This window comes from Lacrimispora sphenoides JCM 1415, from assembly GCF_900105615.1.
Taxonomy (GTDB): domain Bacteria; phylum Bacillota; class Clostridia; order Lachnospirales; family Lachnospiraceae; genus Lacrimispora; species Lacrimispora sphenoides.
On record NZ_LT630003.1, the window covers coordinates 1,149,074 to 1,168,013 of the forward strand.

General features: G+C 46.4%; 17 protein-coding genes. All 17 read left to right on the forward strand.

Going from position 1 to position 18,940, the window contains the following annotated elements; all coding sequences use genetic code 11:
• Positions 1 to 167: 167 nt before the first annotated feature.
• Positions 168 to 908, forward strand: a complete 741-nt coding sequence (locus BMX69_RS05155) for an amidohydrolase family protein (protein ID WP_100041742.1) — start codon at positions 168 to 170, stop codon at positions 906 to 908.
• The gene (locus BMX69_RS05160; RefSeq protein ID WP_100041743.1) at positions 905 to 1,300 is read left to right on the forward strand and encodes a PTS sugar transporter subunit IIA; all 396 of its coding nucleotides are present in this window, start codon (positions 905 to 907) and stop codon (positions 1,298 to 1,300) included. The genes BMX69_RS05155 and BMX69_RS05160 overlap by 4 nt, the downstream gene beginning before the upstream one ends.
• 14 nt (positions 1,301 to 1,314) lie before the next feature.
• Complete coding sequence (locus tag BMX69_RS05165; protein WP_054789590.1) at positions 1,315 to 1,803, forward strand: PTS sugar transporter subunit IIB; 489 nt, start codon at positions 1,315 to 1,317, stop codon at positions 1,801 to 1,803.
• Between the two features lie 15 nt (positions 1,804 to 1,818).
• Positions 1,819 to 2,565, forward strand: coding sequence for a PTS mannose/fructose/sorbose/N-acetylgalactosamine transporter subunit IIC (locus BMX69_RS05170; protein ID WP_100041744.1), 747 nt, complete (start codon positions 1,819 to 1,821; stop codon positions 2,563 to 2,565).
• Between the two features lie 16 nt (positions 2,566 to 2,581).
• Complete coding sequence (locus BMX69_RS05175) at positions 2,582 to 3,409, forward strand: PTS system mannose/fructose/sorbose family transporter subunit IID (RefSeq protein WP_100041745.1); 828 nt, start codon at positions 2,582 to 2,584, stop codon at positions 3,407 to 3,409.
• 23 nt (positions 3,410 to 3,432) lie between these two features.
• Positions 3,433 to 4,161 carry an amidohydrolase family protein gene (locus BMX69_RS05180; RefSeq protein WP_100041746.1) on the forward strand — a complete coding sequence of 243 codons (729 nt, stop codon included), beginning with the start codon at positions 3,433 to 3,435 and terminating at the stop codon, positions 4,159 to 4,161.
• A gap of 63 nt (positions 4,162 to 4,224) precedes the next feature.
• Positions 4,225 to 5,211: a translation initiation factor eIF-2B gene (locus tag BMX69_RS05185; protein WP_242941363.1), complete on the forward strand. Its 987-nt coding sequence runs from the start codon at positions 4,225 to 4,227 to the stop codon at positions 5,209 to 5,211.
• A 25-nt stretch (positions 5,212 to 5,236) separates the two neighbouring features.
• On the forward strand, positions 5,237 to 6,028 hold the full coding sequence (locus tag BMX69_RS05190) for a BtpA/SgcQ family protein (RefSeq protein ID WP_054789592.1): 792 nt from the start codon (positions 5,237 to 5,239) through the stop codon (positions 6,026 to 6,028).
• A gap of 502 nt (positions 6,029 to 6,530) precedes the next feature.
• On the forward strand, positions 6,531 to 7,517 hold the full coding sequence (locus BMX69_RS05195; protein ID WP_054789593.1) for a reverse transcriptase family protein: 987 nt from the start codon (positions 6,531 to 6,533) through the stop codon (positions 7,515 to 7,517).
• The gene (locus BMX69_RS05200) at positions 7,517 to 9,106 is read left to right on the forward strand and encodes a response regulator (RefSeq protein WP_100041747.1); all 1,590 of its coding nucleotides are present in this window, start codon (positions 7,517 to 7,519) and stop codon (positions 9,104 to 9,106) included. Before BMX69_RS05195 ends, BMX69_RS05200 begins: the two co-directional genes overlap by 1 nt.
• A gap of 15 nt (positions 9,107 to 9,121) precedes the next feature.
• On the forward strand, positions 9,122 to 10,927 hold the full coding sequence (locus tag BMX69_RS05205; protein ID WP_054789597.1) for a sensor histidine kinase: 1,806 nt from the start codon (positions 9,122 to 9,124) through the stop codon (positions 10,925 to 10,927).
• 201 nt (positions 10,928 to 11,128) lie between these two features.
• Positions 11,129 to 12,556, forward strand: a complete 1,428-nt coding sequence (locus BMX69_RS05210) for an ABC transporter substrate-binding protein (RefSeq protein ID WP_100041748.1) — start codon at positions 11,129 to 11,131, stop codon at positions 12,554 to 12,556.
• 73 nt (positions 12,557 to 12,629) lie between these two features.
• Positions 12,630 to 13,550, forward strand: a complete 921-nt coding sequence (locus BMX69_RS05215) for a carbohydrate ABC transporter permease (protein WP_025232622.1) — start codon at positions 12,630 to 12,632, stop codon at positions 13,548 to 13,550.
• Positions 13,551 to 13,560: 10 nt separating this feature from the next.
• A complete protein-coding gene (locus BMX69_RS05220; protein ID WP_025232623.1) occupies positions 13,561 to 14,427 on the forward strand; it encodes a carbohydrate ABC transporter permease in 867 nt (288 codons plus the stop codon).
• A 4-nt stretch (positions 14,428 to 14,431) separates the two neighbouring features.
• Positions 14,432 to 16,870: a hypothetical protein gene (locus BMX69_RS05225; RefSeq protein ID WP_100041749.1), complete on the forward strand. Its 2,439-nt coding sequence runs from the start codon at positions 14,432 to 14,434 to the stop codon at positions 16,868 to 16,870.
• 61 nt (positions 16,871 to 16,931) lie between these two features.
• A complete protein-coding gene (locus BMX69_RS05230) occupies positions 16,932 to 17,912 on the forward strand; it encodes an acyltransferase domain-containing protein (protein ID WP_166433176.1) in 981 nt (326 codons plus the stop codon).
• A gap of 22 nt (positions 17,913 to 17,934) precedes the next feature.
• Positions 17,935 to 18,876, forward strand: a complete 942-nt coding sequence (locus BMX69_RS05235; RefSeq protein WP_054789633.1) for a BadF/BadG/BcrA/BcrD ATPase family protein — start codon at positions 17,935 to 17,937, stop codon at positions 18,874 to 18,876.
• Positions 18,877 to 18,940: the final 64 nt, after the last annotated feature.

Below are 18,940 nucleotides of genomic sequence, written 5' to 3' on the forward strand. Positions count from 1 at the left end.
TAAGAAGATTTCGTCATTATTTTGATCTGTTTTGGTCAATTTTCTGGTCGAGATCTTCTTTTTTTATTTATTTTGGAAAAACTATTGACAAACTGCCATAAATTTATTACACTAACATCATAACGTTATAATCTTAATATGTTAAAGAGAGTCAGGAGGACGGTCGCATGCTTATCTATGATATTCATTCTCATCTGGGCAAGACGAGCTCAGGAGATGAAAACTCTCCGGAAAAACTGGTGAATGATCTGAAGGCTTACGGTATTCAGAAAGTGGGGATCAGCAGCTTATCGGGTATCTCCACGAGAGAGCAGAATGATCTGGTTTACAGAGCTATGAAATCATTTCCGGATATTATTAAGGGCTATGCCTTTATCAATCCCAAGGCGCCGGATGCCATTGACGAGGTTAACCGCTGCCTGGGAGATTATAAGATGGACGGGATTAAGTTCCATTCATGGAAACACGGATACTATCCGGATAATACGCCGGCTTTAAATGACATTCTGGCTGAGGTTGAGAAATACGGGGTCCACGTTCAGACACATGTGGGTACGGCGCCATTTTCTACCCCATATACATGGGCTGAATATGCCAGAAGGTTTCCTGGGATCGATTTTTTGTTCACCCATATCGGATATTATGAATTCGGACTTTCTACCATCGAGGCCGTCAAGGATTTGAAGAATGTGTGGGTGGAGACTTCCGGGCAGATGGATGTGGAGGTTCTGCTTCGGGCAATTGAAGTGCTGGGTCCGCAGAGAGTGTGTTTCGGAACAGACTGGCCCTACAAACCAGTAAATATTGAGGTGGAGAAGTTCTATGAGTTAAATATTCCGGAGGAAAAGCTGGAATACATCTTCCATAAGAACGCGGAACATTTGTGGAGATTGGAGACGAGAGCATGATAAATATTCTGATGACCTCACACGGAGGCATGGCCCAGGGAATGATGCAGTCGGTAAAGATGCTGATGGGAGAACAGGATAACCTGGACTTTGTCACCTTTGACGAGGAGATGGGGGCAGATGAGCTGGACGAGCTGATTGGGGAAAAGATTACTGATACTTCGCTGGACAACCAGTACCTGATTCTGTGCGATATCAAAGGCGGAACACCCTTCAATGTGGTTTCCAGATATTCATTTAAGAATGACAATGTAGCTGTTATATATGGAATGAATCTTCCGATATTGGTTGAGGCGATTATTAGGAGTCAGAGTAGTGAGGTAAGTTTGCAGGAGTTGACATCCTATCTTGAGCAGCAGAGTGGTTCGACTATCGGTTTGAGTAAATTATAGTAGGAGGAAGACAAATGGACGTAAGTGTATTTCGTATTGACGACAGATTGATTCATGGGCAGATTATCACGGCGTGGATTGCTTACGCTGATGCAAAGACGATTGTTGTGGCAGATGACAAGGCAGCGAAGGATGAGTTTCAGCAGAGCCTGCTTAAGATGGCGACGCCTGATTCCGTCACCCTGAAGATATTGAGCCTTGATGATACGGCTGAATATCTCCGGTCCGGAGAGGACAAGGGAAAGGTTCTGCTGTTGGTGCGCGGACCAGAGCAGGCTCTTAAACTGGTTGAGTCGGGAGTTGTGAAAGAGAGTATTAATGTAGGTAATCTGAATATGAAGAAGGGCAAGACAAAGGTGCTGGGTAACCTTTGGGTGTTCCCGGAGGATGTGGAGATGATTAAGAAGATCTATGACCGCAAAGTGACCCTGGAAGTGCGTGCAATTCCCAGCGACCGCAGCCAGGATGTCTTGGAGCTTTTGAAGAAAAACAAACTGGCTTAATAAGGGGGAAAAAACATGAGCTTAATTACGCAGGCATTTTTAGTGGCATTATTTGTGACGATTGCATTTATTGATTCCCATACAACGCAGACACATATTTTTCGTCCGATCGTAGTCGGCCCGGTGGTTGGACTTATCATGGGGGATGTGAAGACGGGATTTGATGTGGGGGTTACGGTGGAGCTGATGTTCCTGGCGGTTATCTTTGTGGGAACTGCGGTACCCCCCAACCCAACCATCAGTACGGCTATTGCCACCGGAATAGCGATCCTGGGCGGCGGCGGAACCGATCTGGCTGTGGCCACCGCCCTTCCTGTTTCTTTTATCGGGCAGATGGCGGAGACCTTTCAGAATTCAGTGATCAACGTTTTCTTTATGCACCGGGTTGAGAAAGCGGCAGAGAGGCTGGATCCAAGAGGGATTGTCGCGAATAATCTGGTCTTTCCCATGGCGGTTAACGCGATTCTCTACGGAGTCCCCACCTTTCTGGCCATCTACTTCGGAGCTGGCTATGTGCAGGGAATTATCAATGCAATTCCTGAGAAGGTGATCACGGGCCTCTCCGTGGGAGGGAGCATGATCGGAGCGGTTGGATTTGCGCTGCTGCTCAATTCCATCAAGGTGAAGAAATTATGGCCATTCTTTCTTTTGGGATTTTTTGTAGCCTCCTACCTGGGTATCAATATGATCGGGGTGGCGCTGCTGGCCGTAATCTGTGTGGCGATGTACTATTATTTTAAGATTGCAGATGAAAAAGCATGAAAGGGAGGAAAATGATATGAATGCAGAGCACAATAATACAAAGCTGACAAACCGTGATTTATGGAAGGTATTTTTACATCAGCTTACTATTAGAGGAGCCAACAACTATGAACGTCAGCAGAACGCAGGCTTTACAGAAGCCATGATGCCTGTGATTGAAAAGTACCATGATGATCCCGATGAGAAGAAAGAGGCATATGCGCGGCATATGGAATACTTTCTCACCAACGATATTACATCGGCAATACCCGTGGGTGTTGCCGCCGCGATGGAGGAGCGGTACGCAACGGAGGGGGACATTGATGCCGATTCCATCAATGCTGTGAAGACGGCGCTGATGGGACCCCTGGCGGGATTGGGCGATTCTCTGTTAAATGGTACTGCAAGACCTATACTTGCCGGTATCGCCATATCCCTGATCACAGCGGGCCTTGGATGGGCGGGTCCTATATTCTTTATTATCGGCATGTCCATTGTCTCGCTGGGTGTGCGCTATCTGGGAGTATTCCAGGGCTATAAGCAGGGTGTAAAATTCGTGGAGAAGATTCAGTCCAGCGGGCTTATCAACAGGATCTCCGAGCTGGCGGCGATTGCGGCCTATGTGATTGTCGGGGGCTTTATACCGGCCCTGGTAGTCATTTCGATTCCCATTGTATATCAGAGCGGAGATACTGTTTTGAGCATTCAGGAAACCCTGGACGGGCTGATGCCGGGCATTCTGGGGATGCTTTATACCGGACTGATGTATTTTCTGATATCAAAGAAGAAAATATCTGCAATCAGACTGATTCTCATCACGATGATAGTGGGAATCGTCGGTGCTTACTGCGGAATTCTGGGATAACGATAAACAGGAGGTGTCTTTTCATGATAGTGGATATCCATTCTCATATAAAACGGAATCTGTCCTGTCAGGAGGAAGAGGAAAAAAAACTTCTCCTTGATATGGAAAAAAACAAGGTGGACGTCCGGGTAGTATCGGCGATGGACGGCTGGACTGTGGAGGAGGGCAGCAGATATATTTCCGGCTTTGTATCCGCCCATCCCGGACGTCTGGTTGGGTGTGCGGTGATCAATCCCAAGGAGGAGGACTGCAATAAAAAAGCGGCAGAAGTTCTGACGCTTCCGGGGATGGCGATGCTGGAATTTCAGTCGGTGGAGCATGGCTACTATCCTGATACGTGTGACGGTATAGAAAGGGTGCTTCAGGTTGCGGAGAAAAAAGGGGTCCCGGTGAAGGTATTTACAGGTATTGGCGCCCGATCCATGCCTCAGCAATGGCTGGGGCACGTAAAGAGACATCCGGATATTACCTTTATTTTCCTCCATATGGGCTGCTTTGACTACGGCTACGGCTGCGTGGATCTGGCGGCACATTATTCTAATATTTTACTGGAAACCTCCAATCAGTATGAGGTTCAGATTTTAAAAAAGGCCGTCGGATCACTGCCCGCAAAAAAGCTGGTATTCGGCTCCTCCTATCCGGAACGCCTGACCAGGTGCTCCCTGGATGTATTCGATATGTTCCATCTGGATGACGAGTACAGGAGGCTTCTGTTTGGCAGGAATGCGGCCGGACTGCTGGGCTATGTCTAAAAGAGGTTTCTCCAGGATGTGTGTCCGGAAAAATTCAAGATGGGAAGAGGGGAGATCTATCGAATGAATTTGATGACGAATGAAGTTAGGGAGATACTCCCTGATAATATGAGAGAAGCGTTTGATTCGATTGTGGAGCAGAAGGTTCTCGGGGCCAGCAATCACATCGCGATGGTTGGCGATATGATAGAGGCCATAGCGTTGCGGGGAAAGGAAGAGAAACGGCCTGTAAGCCAGGTGATCCATGAGATATTGACGGTGGCGGAATTCTTCATCGCCACGAGAGGAGAGGCCAGTCAGGCGGTGAGCAATGCCATCCTTTTGATGATACACAATGTGCGAGAATATGCGGGGATGGATGTAGAGTCGGCCGCTGAACACATGATTGAGGATAAGAACAGTTATGCGGCCACAGCGGCCGATGCGGTCAGGCAGTGTGTCGCCTATGGTGTCAAACTGGCAGAGCCGATGCAGAAAATATTTGTCTATGATTATTCCAGCACGGTTGAGAAATTCCTTTGCGGCTTGAAGGAAAATGGAAAACAATACGAAATCTATATAGCGGAGAGCAGAGTGATCGACGGTGGAAGGCCCTTTGTGAGAGCTTGCCAGGAAGCGGGGCATAGGATTAAATTCATACCGGAAGCCGCTATGATGTATTATCTGCGGGATTGTGACGGTGTATTTATGGGGGCGGAGACATTTTATCCTGATGGGACAGGATTTAATACTACAGGCTCCGATATTGTGGGACTTATATGCGGCTATTATAAGATTCCTCTCTATTTTCTGACACCTTTTATCAAGCTTGATATCAGACCTGTGACCGGCGGGAGAAAGTGCTTGGTATACAATGACCTGAAAGATAAGCTCACGGCTGGATGGGACGATGATATTGATAAGGAAGGCATTGATTTTGTGACACCGGAGCTAGTAGGCGTGGAACCCGGGGCGATTCGCGCGTTTATTACGGAGATTGGTGTTATTCCCTCGGAGCAAATGTATGGGATCAGCATGGAATACAGCAAAAATTTAAGGGGAGAACTATAATAAGTCAAGAAGGGATGAGGATCAGATGAATTGTTTTGGCCGTACGGAGAAGATCATATTGTCCATGATACAGCCGGAGCCGCTTCCGGGCAGTTACCGCCACAGGGATATGGCAATTGGGGAGATTGTGGACAGGGCTCTCAGAGAAACGGAGATGGTTGCCAGGAATCATTTTGACGGTATTATCGTGCAGAATATGAATGATATGCCTGTCAGACAGGAATCAAATCCTGAGGCAATTGCGTATATGACAAGAATCTCATATGAAATCCGGAAGCGCTTTCCGGAGCTGATCATGGGAATTTTGATGAACTGGGATGGGGTGGCAGGACTTTCGGTGGCCGACGCAGTGGGAGCTGACTTTGTGCGGGTGGAGCATTTGTATACAGGAGCAAGCATAACCAGCGCAGGAATTCTTAAGGCACAATGTGTGGATATTGCAGCGCTGAGAAAACGCACCGGATCTACGGTGCCGGTGTATGCGGATGTCTACGAGGTTCACGGAATACCTCTTGGCAGGAAACCCATTGGGGACGCTGCCTGGGAGTGTGTAAATGAAGCATTTGCGGACGGCCTGTTCATGGCCGGAAAGGATTCCGCGGAGAGCATCGAGATGATAAAAGAAGCAAGACCCCGCGTGAAAGACACACCGATTTTTCTCGGAGGGGGAGCCACCGGAGAAAATATCCGTGAACTGATGAAATATTTTGACGGTGTCTCCGTTGCCACCTGGATTAAGAACGGGGATATGAAAAATCCTATTGATCCGGAACGGGCCAGAATTTTTATAAATGAGGCGAGAGAAGGGGGATCGTGAAGCCTAAGGTAATCATAATCTCCCGTACCGCTGCCGGTCATAATATTCAATAATCGAATGCGCGGATCAGGACGTATGAAAGTCCTGATCCGCGCATTTTTTATGGGTCTTGACTCTTTTGGGCCCGCATAGCGTGCGAAATATAAACCACTCGCTATGGGGATGCGCGTCATTTACTGTAAAAAACAGGCTTAATAGTCCGTGAAATCTTAAAAAACATATCTCGTAAATATTTAGGAGTTGTGTTAGAATAAATACCATAACAGCAGAAGCAATAGTTTTTCCGCGTGTAATAAACCTGCGGCCGGGCAGCGAGTCGCTGCCGGGATTTTCTTGGGATAGGAAAAGGCCGTAATCTGCTGCGAGGTACTACCGCACATTGCATGTGCCTGCGCCTGTGGCTTGTACATCTTCACATCTTACGGCATCATGTTTGTATTGCTTCTGTTGTTTACTCAGAGATAAGCAAGAATTTTAGTATATAACTACGATGGAGGAGCCGATGTATCAGACAGATTTATGGAAATACTGCACGAAGGAGTATTGCAAGGACATGCTATTATCTTTCCGGCTTCTGGGGAATACCAGCTGGCCGGACCAGAAGGTAATGGCATGTCTTTATGCGTTCAGCAACCATACAGAACGCCATTACCGCACCGTCCGTATTCCAAAGAGAGACGGAAATCAGCGGAGTCTCATGGTACCGGATTATATGCTGATGAGAATACAGAGGAATATCCTGCATCATATCCTGGAAGGGTATGAGGTCTCCAGCTGTGCCACCGCCTACCACAAAGGTGCAGGAGTGGTGTCCAATGCCAGGGTCCATACAGGAAAACATGTGGTGGTGAAGCTGGATATCAAAGACTTTTTCGGCAGTATTTCATTTCCAATGATATTAAATCGTGTATTTCCCGTCCGGTATTTTCCTCCTGCCGTAGGAACCATGCTGACTGCCTTATGCTGCTGCAACGATTTTCTGCCTCAGGGGGCTCCCACTTCGCCTGCAGTTTCCAACCTGGTTATGAAGCATTTTGATGAATCCATAAATAAATGGTGTGAAAATAAAGGAATTTCCTATACCAGGTACTGTGATGATATGACGTTTTCCGGTGATTTTAATCCGGACCTGGTCATCCGGAAGGTATCCGGCTTTTTAAATTCCATGGGGTTTGAACTGAATGAAACTAAGACCAGGATTTTATACCGCAACGGGAGGCAGGCGGTCACAGGAATTGTGGTCAATGAGAAACTGCAGGTTTCCCGGGATTACAGAAGGAAACTGAGGCAGGAGATTTTTTACTGCCAGAAATACGGGGCAAAGTCCCATCTGGAGAGGAACAAAAGTGCTGCGGGAATTTCGGAGAATCAGTATCTTATTTCTCTTTTGGGAAGAATACAGTATATCCTTTTGGTGAATCCTGAAGATCGGTGGTTTCAGGAGGCGGAGAAGAAGCTTTTGGCTGTACTTGGGAGGAAATCAGAATAATGGATGCAAATAAAAATATAACCCTATTGATTGCGGACGATGAAGCGACGATCCGCAATGGGCTGTCTACGGTTGTTCCCTGGGAGCAGTTTGGCATTACCATCGTGGGCACTGCAGAGGATGGCAGGGAGGCTTATGAGATTATTAAGTCCTGCAATCCGGACATTGTCATTACCGATATCCGCATGCCGGGCATGGATGGGCTGCAGCTGATGGAACGGGTAAAAAACGAAAAGCTGCAGACCAATTTTATTATTTTAAGCGGATATGGGGATTTTAAATATGCGCAGAAGGCAATTCAGCTGGGGGCTAAGAATTATTTTCTAAAGCCCATTAAAATCGATGAACTGGTGACGGAGATCAGGCAGCAGAAAGAGGAGATCCTCCAGTCCAACCATATCCATTCTTATTCTGCCTATTTAAATGTCAAATCTGAGCCAAAAGAAAAGTTCTTAAAGAGACTGTTAAAGAACGAATTTTATTCCTATGATGAAATTAAGGATGAAATCAGACGGCTGGAACTTAAGTTAAATGACAGTCCTTTCCGGGTCATGGTTTTTTCCATTCAGGGGAAAGAAGACGGGGAACAAGAGGATGAGTTCCAGCAGATCAATTATCTGATGGATATTGTAAGCGAAGAACTTCAGGAAACCAGATATGAATTTCTTATCTCAAGCTCCAGCGAGCTTTTGACGATCATCCATACCATGCAGCCGGGGAATCTGCCTGTGAATTACCGGTTCCTTGCGGTCCGGTGCTTAAAACGGGTGAGCCGGGATTCGATTATGGACTTAACGATCGGAATCGGTAAGGAAGGAGCCTCGCTTACGGACTGCTCCAATTCCTATAAAACAGCCCTTATGTGCCTGTCCTACAGCTTTTATGAGACAGATCATAGGATCTTTGATGAGAGCATCCTGTGCACTGCGCCGCCGCCTGCAGCAGCTAACCAGATGGATTATAATAATCTGATGTATTCAATTGCAATGAACCGGACGGAGCAAATACGGGAATTCTGCCGGGAATATTTTTCCCAGCTTCTTTATGTGCCGATGCCTCCGCCCAATTATATCCGCGGGATGTGTATTTATCTGATCACGGACATTCAAAAGGAATTGGGAAGCGGCAAAGAATTTTCCCAGGCGGAAGTCATCCTCCCCATTAATACCATACGTACCTTTGAAGAACTGAAGGCTTATATGGAGGATTTTCTGGAAGCGTGTGCGGGAAAGCAGGGATCCGGAGAGAACGGGCCGAAGAACCAGATCATTCAGGCGGCGGAGTATTATATCAAATCCCATATGGGAGAAAAGATACTGGCTAAGGACGTGGCAAGGCACGTAAATCTCAGTGATGTTTATTTTACCAGCTATTTTAAATTAAAGACGGGAATTAATTTCAGGGATTATGTGATCCGGATTAAAATGGATCATGCCAAGGGACTTATGGAACGGATGCCGGATATGCCGGTGGCGGAAGTTGCCGCTGCAACCGGCTACGACGATTACCGTTCCTTCTACCGGGTATTCAAACAGAACACGGGTGTCTCTCCTTCGGATTACAACAGAAACAGCGGAAAAATACCGTAATTTGGAAAGGCAGATATGATAAAACGGTTAAAAGAAACGGTTTTTAAATTTATTGGAGACAGGAAGATCGCTTCCAAAATCCGGATTTGCATGTTCAGCATCGACATCATGCTGACAATTTTTATTTGCATTTTTGCAAGAGGTTATTTTAACAAACTCTATTATGAAGAAGTGGAAATGCAGATGCAGGATACCATGAATGTAATTTCGGAATCCTTAAATAACATGTATGATACCTTGCTTACCAATGTAATCAGCTTTGCTTCCACCCCTGCCATACAAAGGGTGGTAGTAAGCGGCCGGGATCAGAACAACTATTTAAACCAGGAAGGGGTTCAGGTCCAGCTCATCAATCTTATAAGCAGCAACAGCATGATTGAGTCGGTGTTTATGGTCAATAAGGATGGAACCTGCAATACGGTATATGCATATGGGGTGAGACCGGAGAAAAACTTATCTGATTTCCTTGCTGATTATGGAACCATTGATGAGATTACCTGGCTTCCTAACTGCCAGAGCCCTTTTTTGCAGCAGCAGGACGTGATTCCCATTGTGATTCCTCTATCAACGCTGATTCCCGGTGATAATGTGGTGATCACCACAAAGGGAGAAGAAGTTGCCACCAGACTGGTGGTCCTGTTAAATCTGCAGAAGTTTCAGAGCAGGCTGTCCTTATCCAATGCCAATTATTTTGAACGCTCTTATTTTGTGGTGGATTCCAAGGGGAATAACATCAGCATTAAAAATCCCCAGTCCATGAGAATGGTGTTAGAAAACCAGGATTTTATCCGGGGAGTAAAGGAAAATAATAAGGATACCCAGATCCGCCAGATTGCGGATTTGACAGACAATGTGGTTTATTCCCAGATGCTTCCCTTTTCGGACCTTCAGCTGATCAGCGTTCTTTCCAAAGAATCTTTAAACAGGAAGATCGCAGCCATGAATCAATTCATCGTCTTAATGGGCGGCGCCGGTCTGATATTTTCTGTGATATTTTCCGCTCTTTTGTCTAAGTTTATCACTTCGCCTCTGGAACGGCTTATGGAGAGCATCCGGCAGATCAAGGAGAATCAATATGAAGAGCCATATGAAACAAAATACGATGATGAAATCGGACAACTGAATGCAGCAGTCAATTCCATGCACAGTACCATTCAGTCCCAAATCAGCCAGATCAAGGAAGATGAGCATGAGAAATACCAGCTGGAGATACAGCTTCTGGCAGAACAGATTAATCCCCATCTGCTTTACAATACACTGGAAGGCATCAACCTTGAAGTGCTGAATAACCATACTCTGGTGGCATCATCCATGATCAATAACCTTGGGACCTTTATGCGGATTGGTTTGAATTATGGGGATGAGCTTATCATGGTCAGAAATGAAATCGCCCATGTGGAAGCTTACATCAATATCATGAACCACAGGACCAATAAGTCTATTTCCTTCCAGTCCTATGTGGAGGAGGAGCTAAATGAGTACCGGATTCTCAAATTGATATTACAGCCCCTGGTGGAAAACTCCATCAAGCATGGCTTTCGGGATGAGAAGTGGGGGGAGGCGGTGTGCATTCCTTCCATTGATGTTCGGTTTTACCGGAAAGAGGGCTGGATCTACATTGAAGTTACTGATAACGGCTGCGGCATTGATATAGATAAAGCCCGTGATACCATTTACCGGAATGAACCGGCGGGAGGCCATCATATCGGGCTTCATAATGTCTATACAAGATTGAAAATCTATTACGGAGAAGCGGAGATGGATTTTCAGACGATTCCATATTACAGGAACAGTGTGGTGATCCGCATTCCCGAAAAATAAGAAGCGTAAGAGAGGTATCCCAAATGCCGGATAATGGCCTGCGGGATGCCTCCTTTTATTTTCATTTGGCTGTCTGCAGCGGTACAATGTTTAAAAATGTTACATTAAACATGGAAAATGCCATGTCATAATAAAGCTGAAATGGTTAAAATTATAGCATAAAGGCAAATACGTTATGATAAGTTTGGAAAGGAGAAAGTTATGAAAAAAAGAGCTTTGAGTTTTATGATGGCAGGAGTCCTGGCTGCTGCAACACTGACCGGCTGTTCCGGCGGAGGGGGTACGGCCGGCACAACTGCAGCGCAGAATCAGGCAGAGGGGGAGGGCACAAAAGCCGCTTCAGCAGGGGAAACCGTGATTAAGGTCTGGACCAATGACCGTCATGACTCCGAGTACGTGGATCAGAAGATCAGCGAATTCAATGAGACCAATGACAAGGGCATCAAGATCGAGATGACTGTGGTAACAGACGATTACGCAAATATGCTTTCCATGGCATATTCCTCCGGCACGGCACCTGATATTGCAGGAATCAGTGCAGGCCAGAGCGGCTTTGATTTAAAGACCTTTGCAGATGCAAAAATCCTGGAGCCCTTAAATGATAGAATTACAGATGCTGATTATGAGAAGGTGACCGAGGCCAGCAAGCTTCAGTATGAAGGAATCGACATGATCGACGGCAATGTATACTGGATTCCAACAGGCATGAGAAGCGGTGTAAGAATGGAGTACAACAAGGCTCTGGTGGAAGCAGCAGGCGTTACAGAGTTTCCGGATACCTTAGATGGTGTCATTGATCTGGCTAAGAAGGTAACGGAAAACGGCGGCGGGAAAAGCTACGGTGTTGCCTTTACCTCAAGTGTTCCCTTCATCAGATGGATTGAAGGAACTTCTGAGACAAGCGGTATCTACCGTTATGACTATAAGAATGGTGAATTTAATTTTGACGGTTACAAACCGGTGATCGAAAAGAGCAACCAGTTCTTTAAAGATAACAGCGTTCTTCCAGGATCCGTATCCCAGGGCGTTGACGCCATGAGAGCACAGTTTGCAGAGGGTGCATTTGCTCTCTGGGGAAATGCATCTCAGGAAGCAGGCGTGTTTACCGATCAGTTCCCGGTTACTAAATTTGACTGGGGAGTATCCACCGTTCCGACTCTTGACGGAGAAGTAAAGGGTGCTTTAACCATTCAGCCTCAGAAGGGGTACATGATGCTCTCTTCTTCCAAGAATAAAGATGCTGCATGGGAAGTTATTAAGTTCTTTTCCAGCGAAGATTTCTTAAAGGGCTACTTAGAGGGCGGCTATTGCCTTCCGATCTCCAGCTATATGAGCGATGCGATCGATTCCTCTAAGACCGGAAGACTGGCAGATTTCAAATTACAGGATTACGAAAGCGTATATCCGGCAGTACCGGCTGTGGCTATCCAGGGTGATGATTATATAGCAACTCTTTGGAATGCGATCTTAGGCAATGTCAGTGCTGATGATGCGATCAAAGATTTAAACAAGAGATACAATGAGGCGCTTGACAATGATGTAAGCATGGGCAAGATTAAGAGACTTATCATCAAGGACTTTGACCCGATGCATCCAAATGCAGGAACTATTGAGTACTTAGACAAATAAGTGCAGAGAGCAGAGGGGCTGTTTTTAGACAAACTAAAAGCAGCCCCTGTTTTAAAGAAAGGTGATACGACTCATGAAAGAAAAATTAAGCTTTGCGGAGCGATTGAAACGGGCAGGCAGCAGGGGGGATTTTGCTTCTGTTTTCATGCTGCTTCCGGCAGTGTTCTTGCTGGTGGTGATATCCATCTATCCTTTCTGCTGGCTTTTCCGATATATTTTCTATGATTATAACGGATTTACAGCCTACTATATAGGATTTAAAAACTTTACCAGAATGTTTCAGGATGCCGTTTTCTGGCGCAGCGTCCTTCATACCTTTGAATATGCAGTGATGAAGTTAATCATCATCATACCCTTATCCCTGCTTCTTGCTGTATTGCTGAATCAGAAGATCAAGGGAAGCGGAATCTTCCGTGGGATTTATTTCATGCCTACGGTCATAAGCTCCGCCGTTTACAGCCTTATATTCGGCTTTATCTTTGCCGTATACAACGGCGTATTGAATGCTTATCTGCAGAAGCTTGGAATGATCCATTCCCCCATTGACTGGCTGGGAAGCGCCTCCATCGTTATGATATCCATTATCATCGTGGCGGTATGGGGCGGATTCGGAAACTATATGATTCTGTTCATGTCAGGTCTTTCCAGCATCTCGGAAGAAATATACGAAAGCTGCAAGATGGACGGGGCTAATGGGGTACAGTCATTTTTTTATATCACCCTTCCCATGCTGAGTCCTGTCTTAAAGGTTATCTTAATGCTGGCTATAACTACGGCGCTGAAGGATTATGAATCGATCCTTGTACTTACCAATGGAGGACCAAACAGCAGATCCGAGGTAATGTTTACCTATATTTATAAGCTGATATTCGGTTCACAGACAACGCCCCAGATCGGTTATGCAACCGTACTCAGCATTATGGCGGCTCTTATTATCGGCGTGATTACAGCCGTTTATATGTACCTTGCAAGAAAACTGGATGATGTGGTTTAAGGAGGCAGATATGGAAAAGACACATACCGTATATTCAAAAAAGACAAAAGTAATGCGAAGCCTTCTGTTCCTGCTTCTCCTGGTTATTTCGCTGATAACCCTTTACCCGGTTATCTATATTATACTGGGATCTTTTAAGGCGAATAATGAACTGCTTTTAGGAGGCACTGACATTCTGCCTAAAACATTTATCTTTGACAACTACAAGCAGGCCTGGGAAAAGGCCAATTTCGCGGTCTATACTGTGAACAGCCTTATGATAAGCCTTGGTGTCATGGTATTGTCCATCCTGACAACGACCATGGCCGGATACGTGTTCGCTAGAAAAAAATTCAAAGGAAAAGAGTTATTGTACAGCATTTTTGTGGCCTTTATGTTTGTCAACGTGGGAAGTGTAAGCTTAAGACCACTGTTTGAACTCGCTGTGAAGGTGAAAATGAACACCTCCCTTCTAAGCATTATCCTGATTTCCACTGGTATGGGACAGGCAACCTACATTTTCCTGGTACGAGGATTTATGAATACCATTTCCAAGGAACTTGATGAGGCGGCTAAATTAGATGGCTGTACTTTTTTCCAGATTTATTATAAAATAATATTACCACTTTTAAAACCGGTCATTGCGACCATTGGACTTCTTTCGTTCCGTACCGGCTGGAATGAATACATCATGCCGTTGGTGTTCACCATGTCCAACGACAAGCTCCGCCCTCTGACCGTGGGCGTTGTCATGTTAAAGAACAGCGGAGACGGAACGGCTGCATGGAACCTGATGTTTGCAGGCTCTACAATTTCAATCATACCGATCATAGTCATATATATGTGCACCAGCCGCTATTTCATGAGCGGGTTGACTGCTGGCGCGGTAAAGGGATAAGAAGATGGAAAAATTACATTTAAACAGATCGGGCTTTCTTACCAATTACCTGGTATCCGGCCCAAGGGAGACGGATTTTATCAATCATGAAACCGATGATAACCAGCTGCGCTATGAGAAATATTTAAGATCATTGGTGGCAGACAAAAGTATAGCCCTTCCGGAAGGGCCTGTGGCTTTGGGAGAAACCAGCCGGCTTGGTATGCCATGGAGATACTATTATCACTATGGAAACTGGTTTGTAGATGAAAGCACCTTTTATTCCACCCTTCAGAAGGTGGAGCTGGATGCAGTTACCGGAATCCTGGTTGAGAGGGATTTGACGGTAAAGGCCGTTGTATGGTCTTATGCCGCAGTGGATGTCTGGTGCAACGGGGTACCTATGTGCCATATGGACCCGCCTGTCTACAAACCCATCCGGAAAGAGACCATGGAGCTTCAGTTAAAGAAAGGCATCAACCAGATCTATGTCAGCCTTCAGACTCTTGGCGTCCGGGATACCAGAACCTTATTCGGAATCCAGATCCTGGATCATACGTCTGATATTACCGTTGTTCTTCCTGATAGTGAAAAAACTGATGAACTGGTTCGTACGGAGAATTGGCTTAGCTCTCTCTGCATACGGGATTCTGTTATGACCTATGAAGGAAATGCCCCCCAGGGCACGTGGCTGGCTTATGACAGCCAGAGTCCTGATTTTGCTCAAGTTAAGAGCCGGAAGAAGTGGCAGGAGATCAGTGGCAGGAATCAAGTGGTTCTGGACGAAGAAAAGCCTGGAGTGATTTTAGTAAGCGTCAGAAAGGAACATGCCGTTCTCACCAGAAAGGTGGAGAACATTCTGGCCCAGAAGCCGGTGTATTCAGATGGAAAGAACTTTGAAGAAAACAGGGAGGCCATTTTCCGCAGGATTGGGAATGCGGAAAGCTTATCCAGAGGAGACAAGTTTGGCTTTTCCATTTCAAACATCCTTGCAAGGAAAGCCCTTGGCATGGAAGATGGAAGGGATATTGACCTGCTTTACGAGACCCTTGACCAGATCGAAAGCCGGTATGACTGCTCGGATTTCCTGGTGTGCGGCCTGATCCGGTATTTAAAGAATTATCCGGTGGATGAAAGCATGGCAAAACGGGTAAAGGAGGTACTTCTTAACTGGAGGTACTGGATGGACCAGAGAGGCTCCGATGCCATGTGTTTCTGGAGCGAGAATCATTCCCTGATGTTCTATACCTGTGCCATGAATGCAGGGGAAATGTATCCGGATGATCACTTCCCCCGGGCGGACATGACCGGAAGGGAGCTTTCGAAAGCAGGAAAGGCCAAGGTGGAGCGCTGGCTGGAGGATGTGGAAGAACACGGCTTTGAAGAATTCTTAAGCACCGTTTATATGTGCGTCACCTTTGCCGCCCTGTTAAATGTCATTGATTATTCGGAGCCAGAGATCTCTGCACGCGCTGTAAAAATTACGGACCGTCTTTTAGAGATGCTCTGCCGTCACACCTACGATGGGGTCATTATCGCTCCCATGGGACGTGTATACCGGGAAGTGGTCCATCCCTTTGAACAGGGGGCCCAGGCGCTGATGAATTTAATCAATCCCAAAGTTCCTTATTCCTTTGGCGAGGGCTGGCTGGGCTTTTATGCCAGCAGCAGATACCGGCTGCCGGCCGGTTTGATACAGCTTATGGAAGAACCGGCAGATGAAAGCTATTCTACGGGAAATGCCCTGATCTGCCTGAAAAAGACTCCGGAATACTGTATGACCTCAGTTCAGTCCCCCAGACTGGATCCGGGATTTGAGCGCTGGAAGAATTTGACTCTGGATCCGGATGCAGATCCTTCAACCTGTGAATACACCAAGTCCCTCAATGAAAGATTCCACGGAACCACCTGCTTTGAACCGGGAGTTTACGGTTACCAGCAGCACATGTGGTATGCAGCCCTGGATAAAGAGACGGATCTGTTCACTAACCATCCGGGGGGGACCTGTGACTCCAGTTCCATGAGACCGGGCTTCTGGTATGGAAACGGAATGATGCCGGCTCTGGCTCAAAAGGGGAATCTTCTGGGCGCGGTTTACCACATTCCTAAGGAGCATCCAATACATTTTACCCACGCCTATTTCCCCGCTCCAAAATTCCAGGAGGTCGTGATCCGGGATCATTGGCTTTTGGGCAGGCAGAAGAATGGATTTGCTGCTTTGTGGTGCAGCGGCGTGATGGAACCTGTTAATGACCAGCTATTTGATTGCGAATACAGGACCTATGGAGATGATATGGCATACGTTTGCGTATGCGGAAGCAGCCATGATTTTAAATCCCTGGATGAGTTTACGGCTTATGCGGAAAGCTTACGGCCGGAATTTAATGAAAAGGACCGTGTACTGACAGCAGGCGGGTTAATAGTGAGGTTTATGGAAAATCATGATAAGACACAATATATTTAGTGAAAATACTCAAAAGGCGGTTGCTTCTGCATCCGCCGTTTTCCGCAGTTATCCCTTTTTTATGAATAATTACATATGGTGCAAGGAGCTTCTGCTGAAAAGAAAGAACCCGGAACACGCTGCAGAAGCGGTAGAGCTTGGGATCCGGCATGCGAAAATGCTGAACCTGGATGCTTATTTGCTTCCGGTCGTTTATATAGACTGGATGCTGCCGGAGGCTATTGATGAATTTAAAAATCAGGGGATCCCGGAATGGGTTCTTCTGGAATCCATGAAGGATATTGAAATCTGGATTAAGGTTTACCGTAGATACCATGGGGATAAGGTTGGCCTTGATCAGATTGAGTGGGTGTTCCGGTCCGTTTCCGGCAGGGTGCGTCGGTTTGGCAGCCTGCAGTTTGAGGAGGTGACTTATGAATTACCCTTCCTGATTTATAAAAACAGGCAGACCGGCGAATATAAGGCTTTGGCATGTCCTGGACTTAAAGTAGATCAGGATGGTTATTTTTCGGGGACCAATGGCAGAAATTTAAACAGGGAGTCCGAAACATATGTAAAGGTTCTGAAAGAAACGGTGACTGGTTTTTCGCCGGATCTTAAGCAGGGAGTGCTTGAGATGGAGAAAGCGGTAACGCTTAATTTGTCTGACTGGGAGCTTAAACTGGCTCCGGGAGAAAAGGCGGTAGCAGTTCACATTCCGGAAGGGGCAGACCTTTCTCCCGATAAAATTGATTCTGCTTTGGAAACGGCAAAAGAATATTATTCAGGAAGCCTTCTAGTCTGTGACAGCTGGCTGCTGGATCCTCATCTGGAGGCTATTCTGCCGGAGAAAAGCCGGATCATAAGTTTTATGAAGCGTTTTTACAAAATGCCCTTAAAGACGGAACAGCCCCAGATTCTGGAACGGGTTATGGGGTTTGATTGTTCTATGGAAAAACTGGAGAATTACCCATGCAGCACCTCGCTGCAAATCTCGTTAAAAAAATATCTTCTTGGAGGGAAGGAGATGTTTACCACAGCAGGCTTTCTGCCGTGGAAATGAAACATATATGGAGGAGGGCATCATGAAAGGATATTATGCAGGATTGGATATTGGCGGAACCAATGGAAGGCTTAAAATCTGCGGTTCGGATGGAGAGGTACTTGGAGAATTTACAGCACCGGGCTGCAGCCTCAATACGGATGGGGCGGAGAAAAGCCGGCTTCGATACCGGGATCTGGTACTTCCGGCCCTTCAAGAACTTCATCTGGATCCGGGCTTCTGCCTGGGCATCTGTGTTGCAGCCAGCGGGATCGATTCTCCGTCGGATGAGCATGATTGCAGGTCCAGCTTTGAGGAGATGGGATTTCCTCATGAAAGGCTGCTGGTGTTAAATGACTGCGAGGTCTTTCTTCACATGACAGAGGATCCGGCTTTGGTAGTCATATCAGGGACCGGTTCGGTATGCTTTGGGAGAGATAAAAAAGGAAGTATCTATCGGACCGGCGGCTGGAATCACATCATTAGCGACGAGGGAAGCGGGTTTGACATGGGGCTAAAAACCTTAAAAGCAGTAGGAGATGATCTGTCCGGACGAATCAAATGTCCCGTTCTCACACCACTTATTATTAAGGAGACAGGGCTTGATACGCTGGAAAAAATAGATGATTTTATTAATGCCAATCTTATGGAAAAGTCTGAGATCGCCAGATTATCCTTGTTTGCATATCAGGCGGCAGCCCTTGGTGATCATGAAGCCGTTCGCATTCACCGGGAATGCGGGGATGCCTTGTGGGGGCTTATTCGGGATACGAAAGCAAAGATGGCTGGAAAGAGTCTTAAGGACAAGTTAAACCTCTGGCTCTGGGGCAGTGTTCTGGTTAAAAATGATATAATCCGGAGTATGGTGGAAGAGAAGGTCCGGGTAGGACTGCCGGGCACTGAGACCGGGATACCGGAGATGAGTGCGCTGGATACGGCTCTTAAGGCTGCCAGGGCGCAGGAAACTGAAAGAAGAACTTTATAAAATGTTGAAAGATATAGGTTTCACTGAATCTTAAAAAACGGTGCCAGGATTTGTTTCCTGACAC

Coding starts and splice junctions, on each gene's coding strand:
- BMX69_RS05155 (WP_100041742.1), top strand. CDS start 168: ATGCTTATCTATGATATTCATTCTCATCTGGGCAAGACGAGCTCAGGA.
- BMX69_RS05160 (WP_100041743.1), top strand. CDS start 905: ATGATAAATATTCTGATGACCTCACACGGAGGCATGGCCCAGGGAATG.
- BMX69_RS05165 (WP_054789590.1), top strand. CDS start 1,315: ATGGACGTAAGTGTATTTCGTATTGACGACAGATTGATTCATGGGCAG.
- BMX69_RS05170 (WP_100041744.1), top strand. CDS start 1,819: ATGAGCTTAATTACGCAGGCATTTTTAGTGGCATTATTTGTGACGATT.
- BMX69_RS05175 (WP_100041745.1), top strand. CDS start 2,582: ATGAATGCAGAGCACAATAATACAAAGCTGACAAACCGTGATTTATGG.
- BMX69_RS05180 (WP_100041746.1), top strand. CDS start 3,433: ATGATAGTGGATATCCATTCTCATATAAAACGGAATCTGTCCTGTCAG.
- BMX69_RS05185 (WP_242941363.1), top strand. CDS start 4,225: ATGAATTTGATGACGAATGAAGTTAGGGAGATACTCCCTGATAATATG.
- BMX69_RS05190 (WP_054789592.1), top strand. CDS start 5,237: ATGAATTGTTTTGGCCGTACGGAGAAGATCATATTGTCCATGATACAG.
- BMX69_RS05195 (WP_054789593.1), top strand. CDS start 6,531: ATGTATCAGACAGATTTATGGAAATACTGCACGAAGGAGTATTGCAAG.
- BMX69_RS05200 (WP_100041747.1), top strand. CDS start 7,517: ATGGATGCAAATAAAAATATAACCCTATTGATTGCGGACGATGAAGCG.
- BMX69_RS05205 (WP_054789597.1), top strand. CDS start 9,122: ATGATAAAACGGTTAAAAGAAACGGTTTTTAAATTTATTGGAGACAGG.
- BMX69_RS05210 (WP_100041748.1), top strand. CDS start 11,129: ATGAAAAAAAGAGCTTTGAGTTTTATGATGGCAGGAGTCCTGGCTGCT.
- BMX69_RS05215 (WP_025232622.1), top strand. CDS start 12,630: ATGAAAGAAAAATTAAGCTTTGCGGAGCGATTGAAACGGGCAGGCAGC.
- BMX69_RS05220 (WP_025232623.1), top strand. CDS start 13,561: ATGGAAAAGACACATACCGTATATTCAAAAAAGACAAAAGTAATGCGA.
- BMX69_RS05225 (WP_100041749.1), top strand. CDS start 14,432: ATGGAAAAATTACATTTAAACAGATCGGGCTTTCTTACCAATTACCTG.
- BMX69_RS05230 (WP_166433176.1), top strand. CDS start 16,932: ATGAATAATTACATATGGTGCAAGGAGCTTCTGCTGAAAAGAAAGAAC.
- BMX69_RS05235 (WP_054789633.1), top strand. CDS start 17,935: ATGAAAGGATATTATGCAGGATTGGATATTGGCGGAACCAATGGAAGG.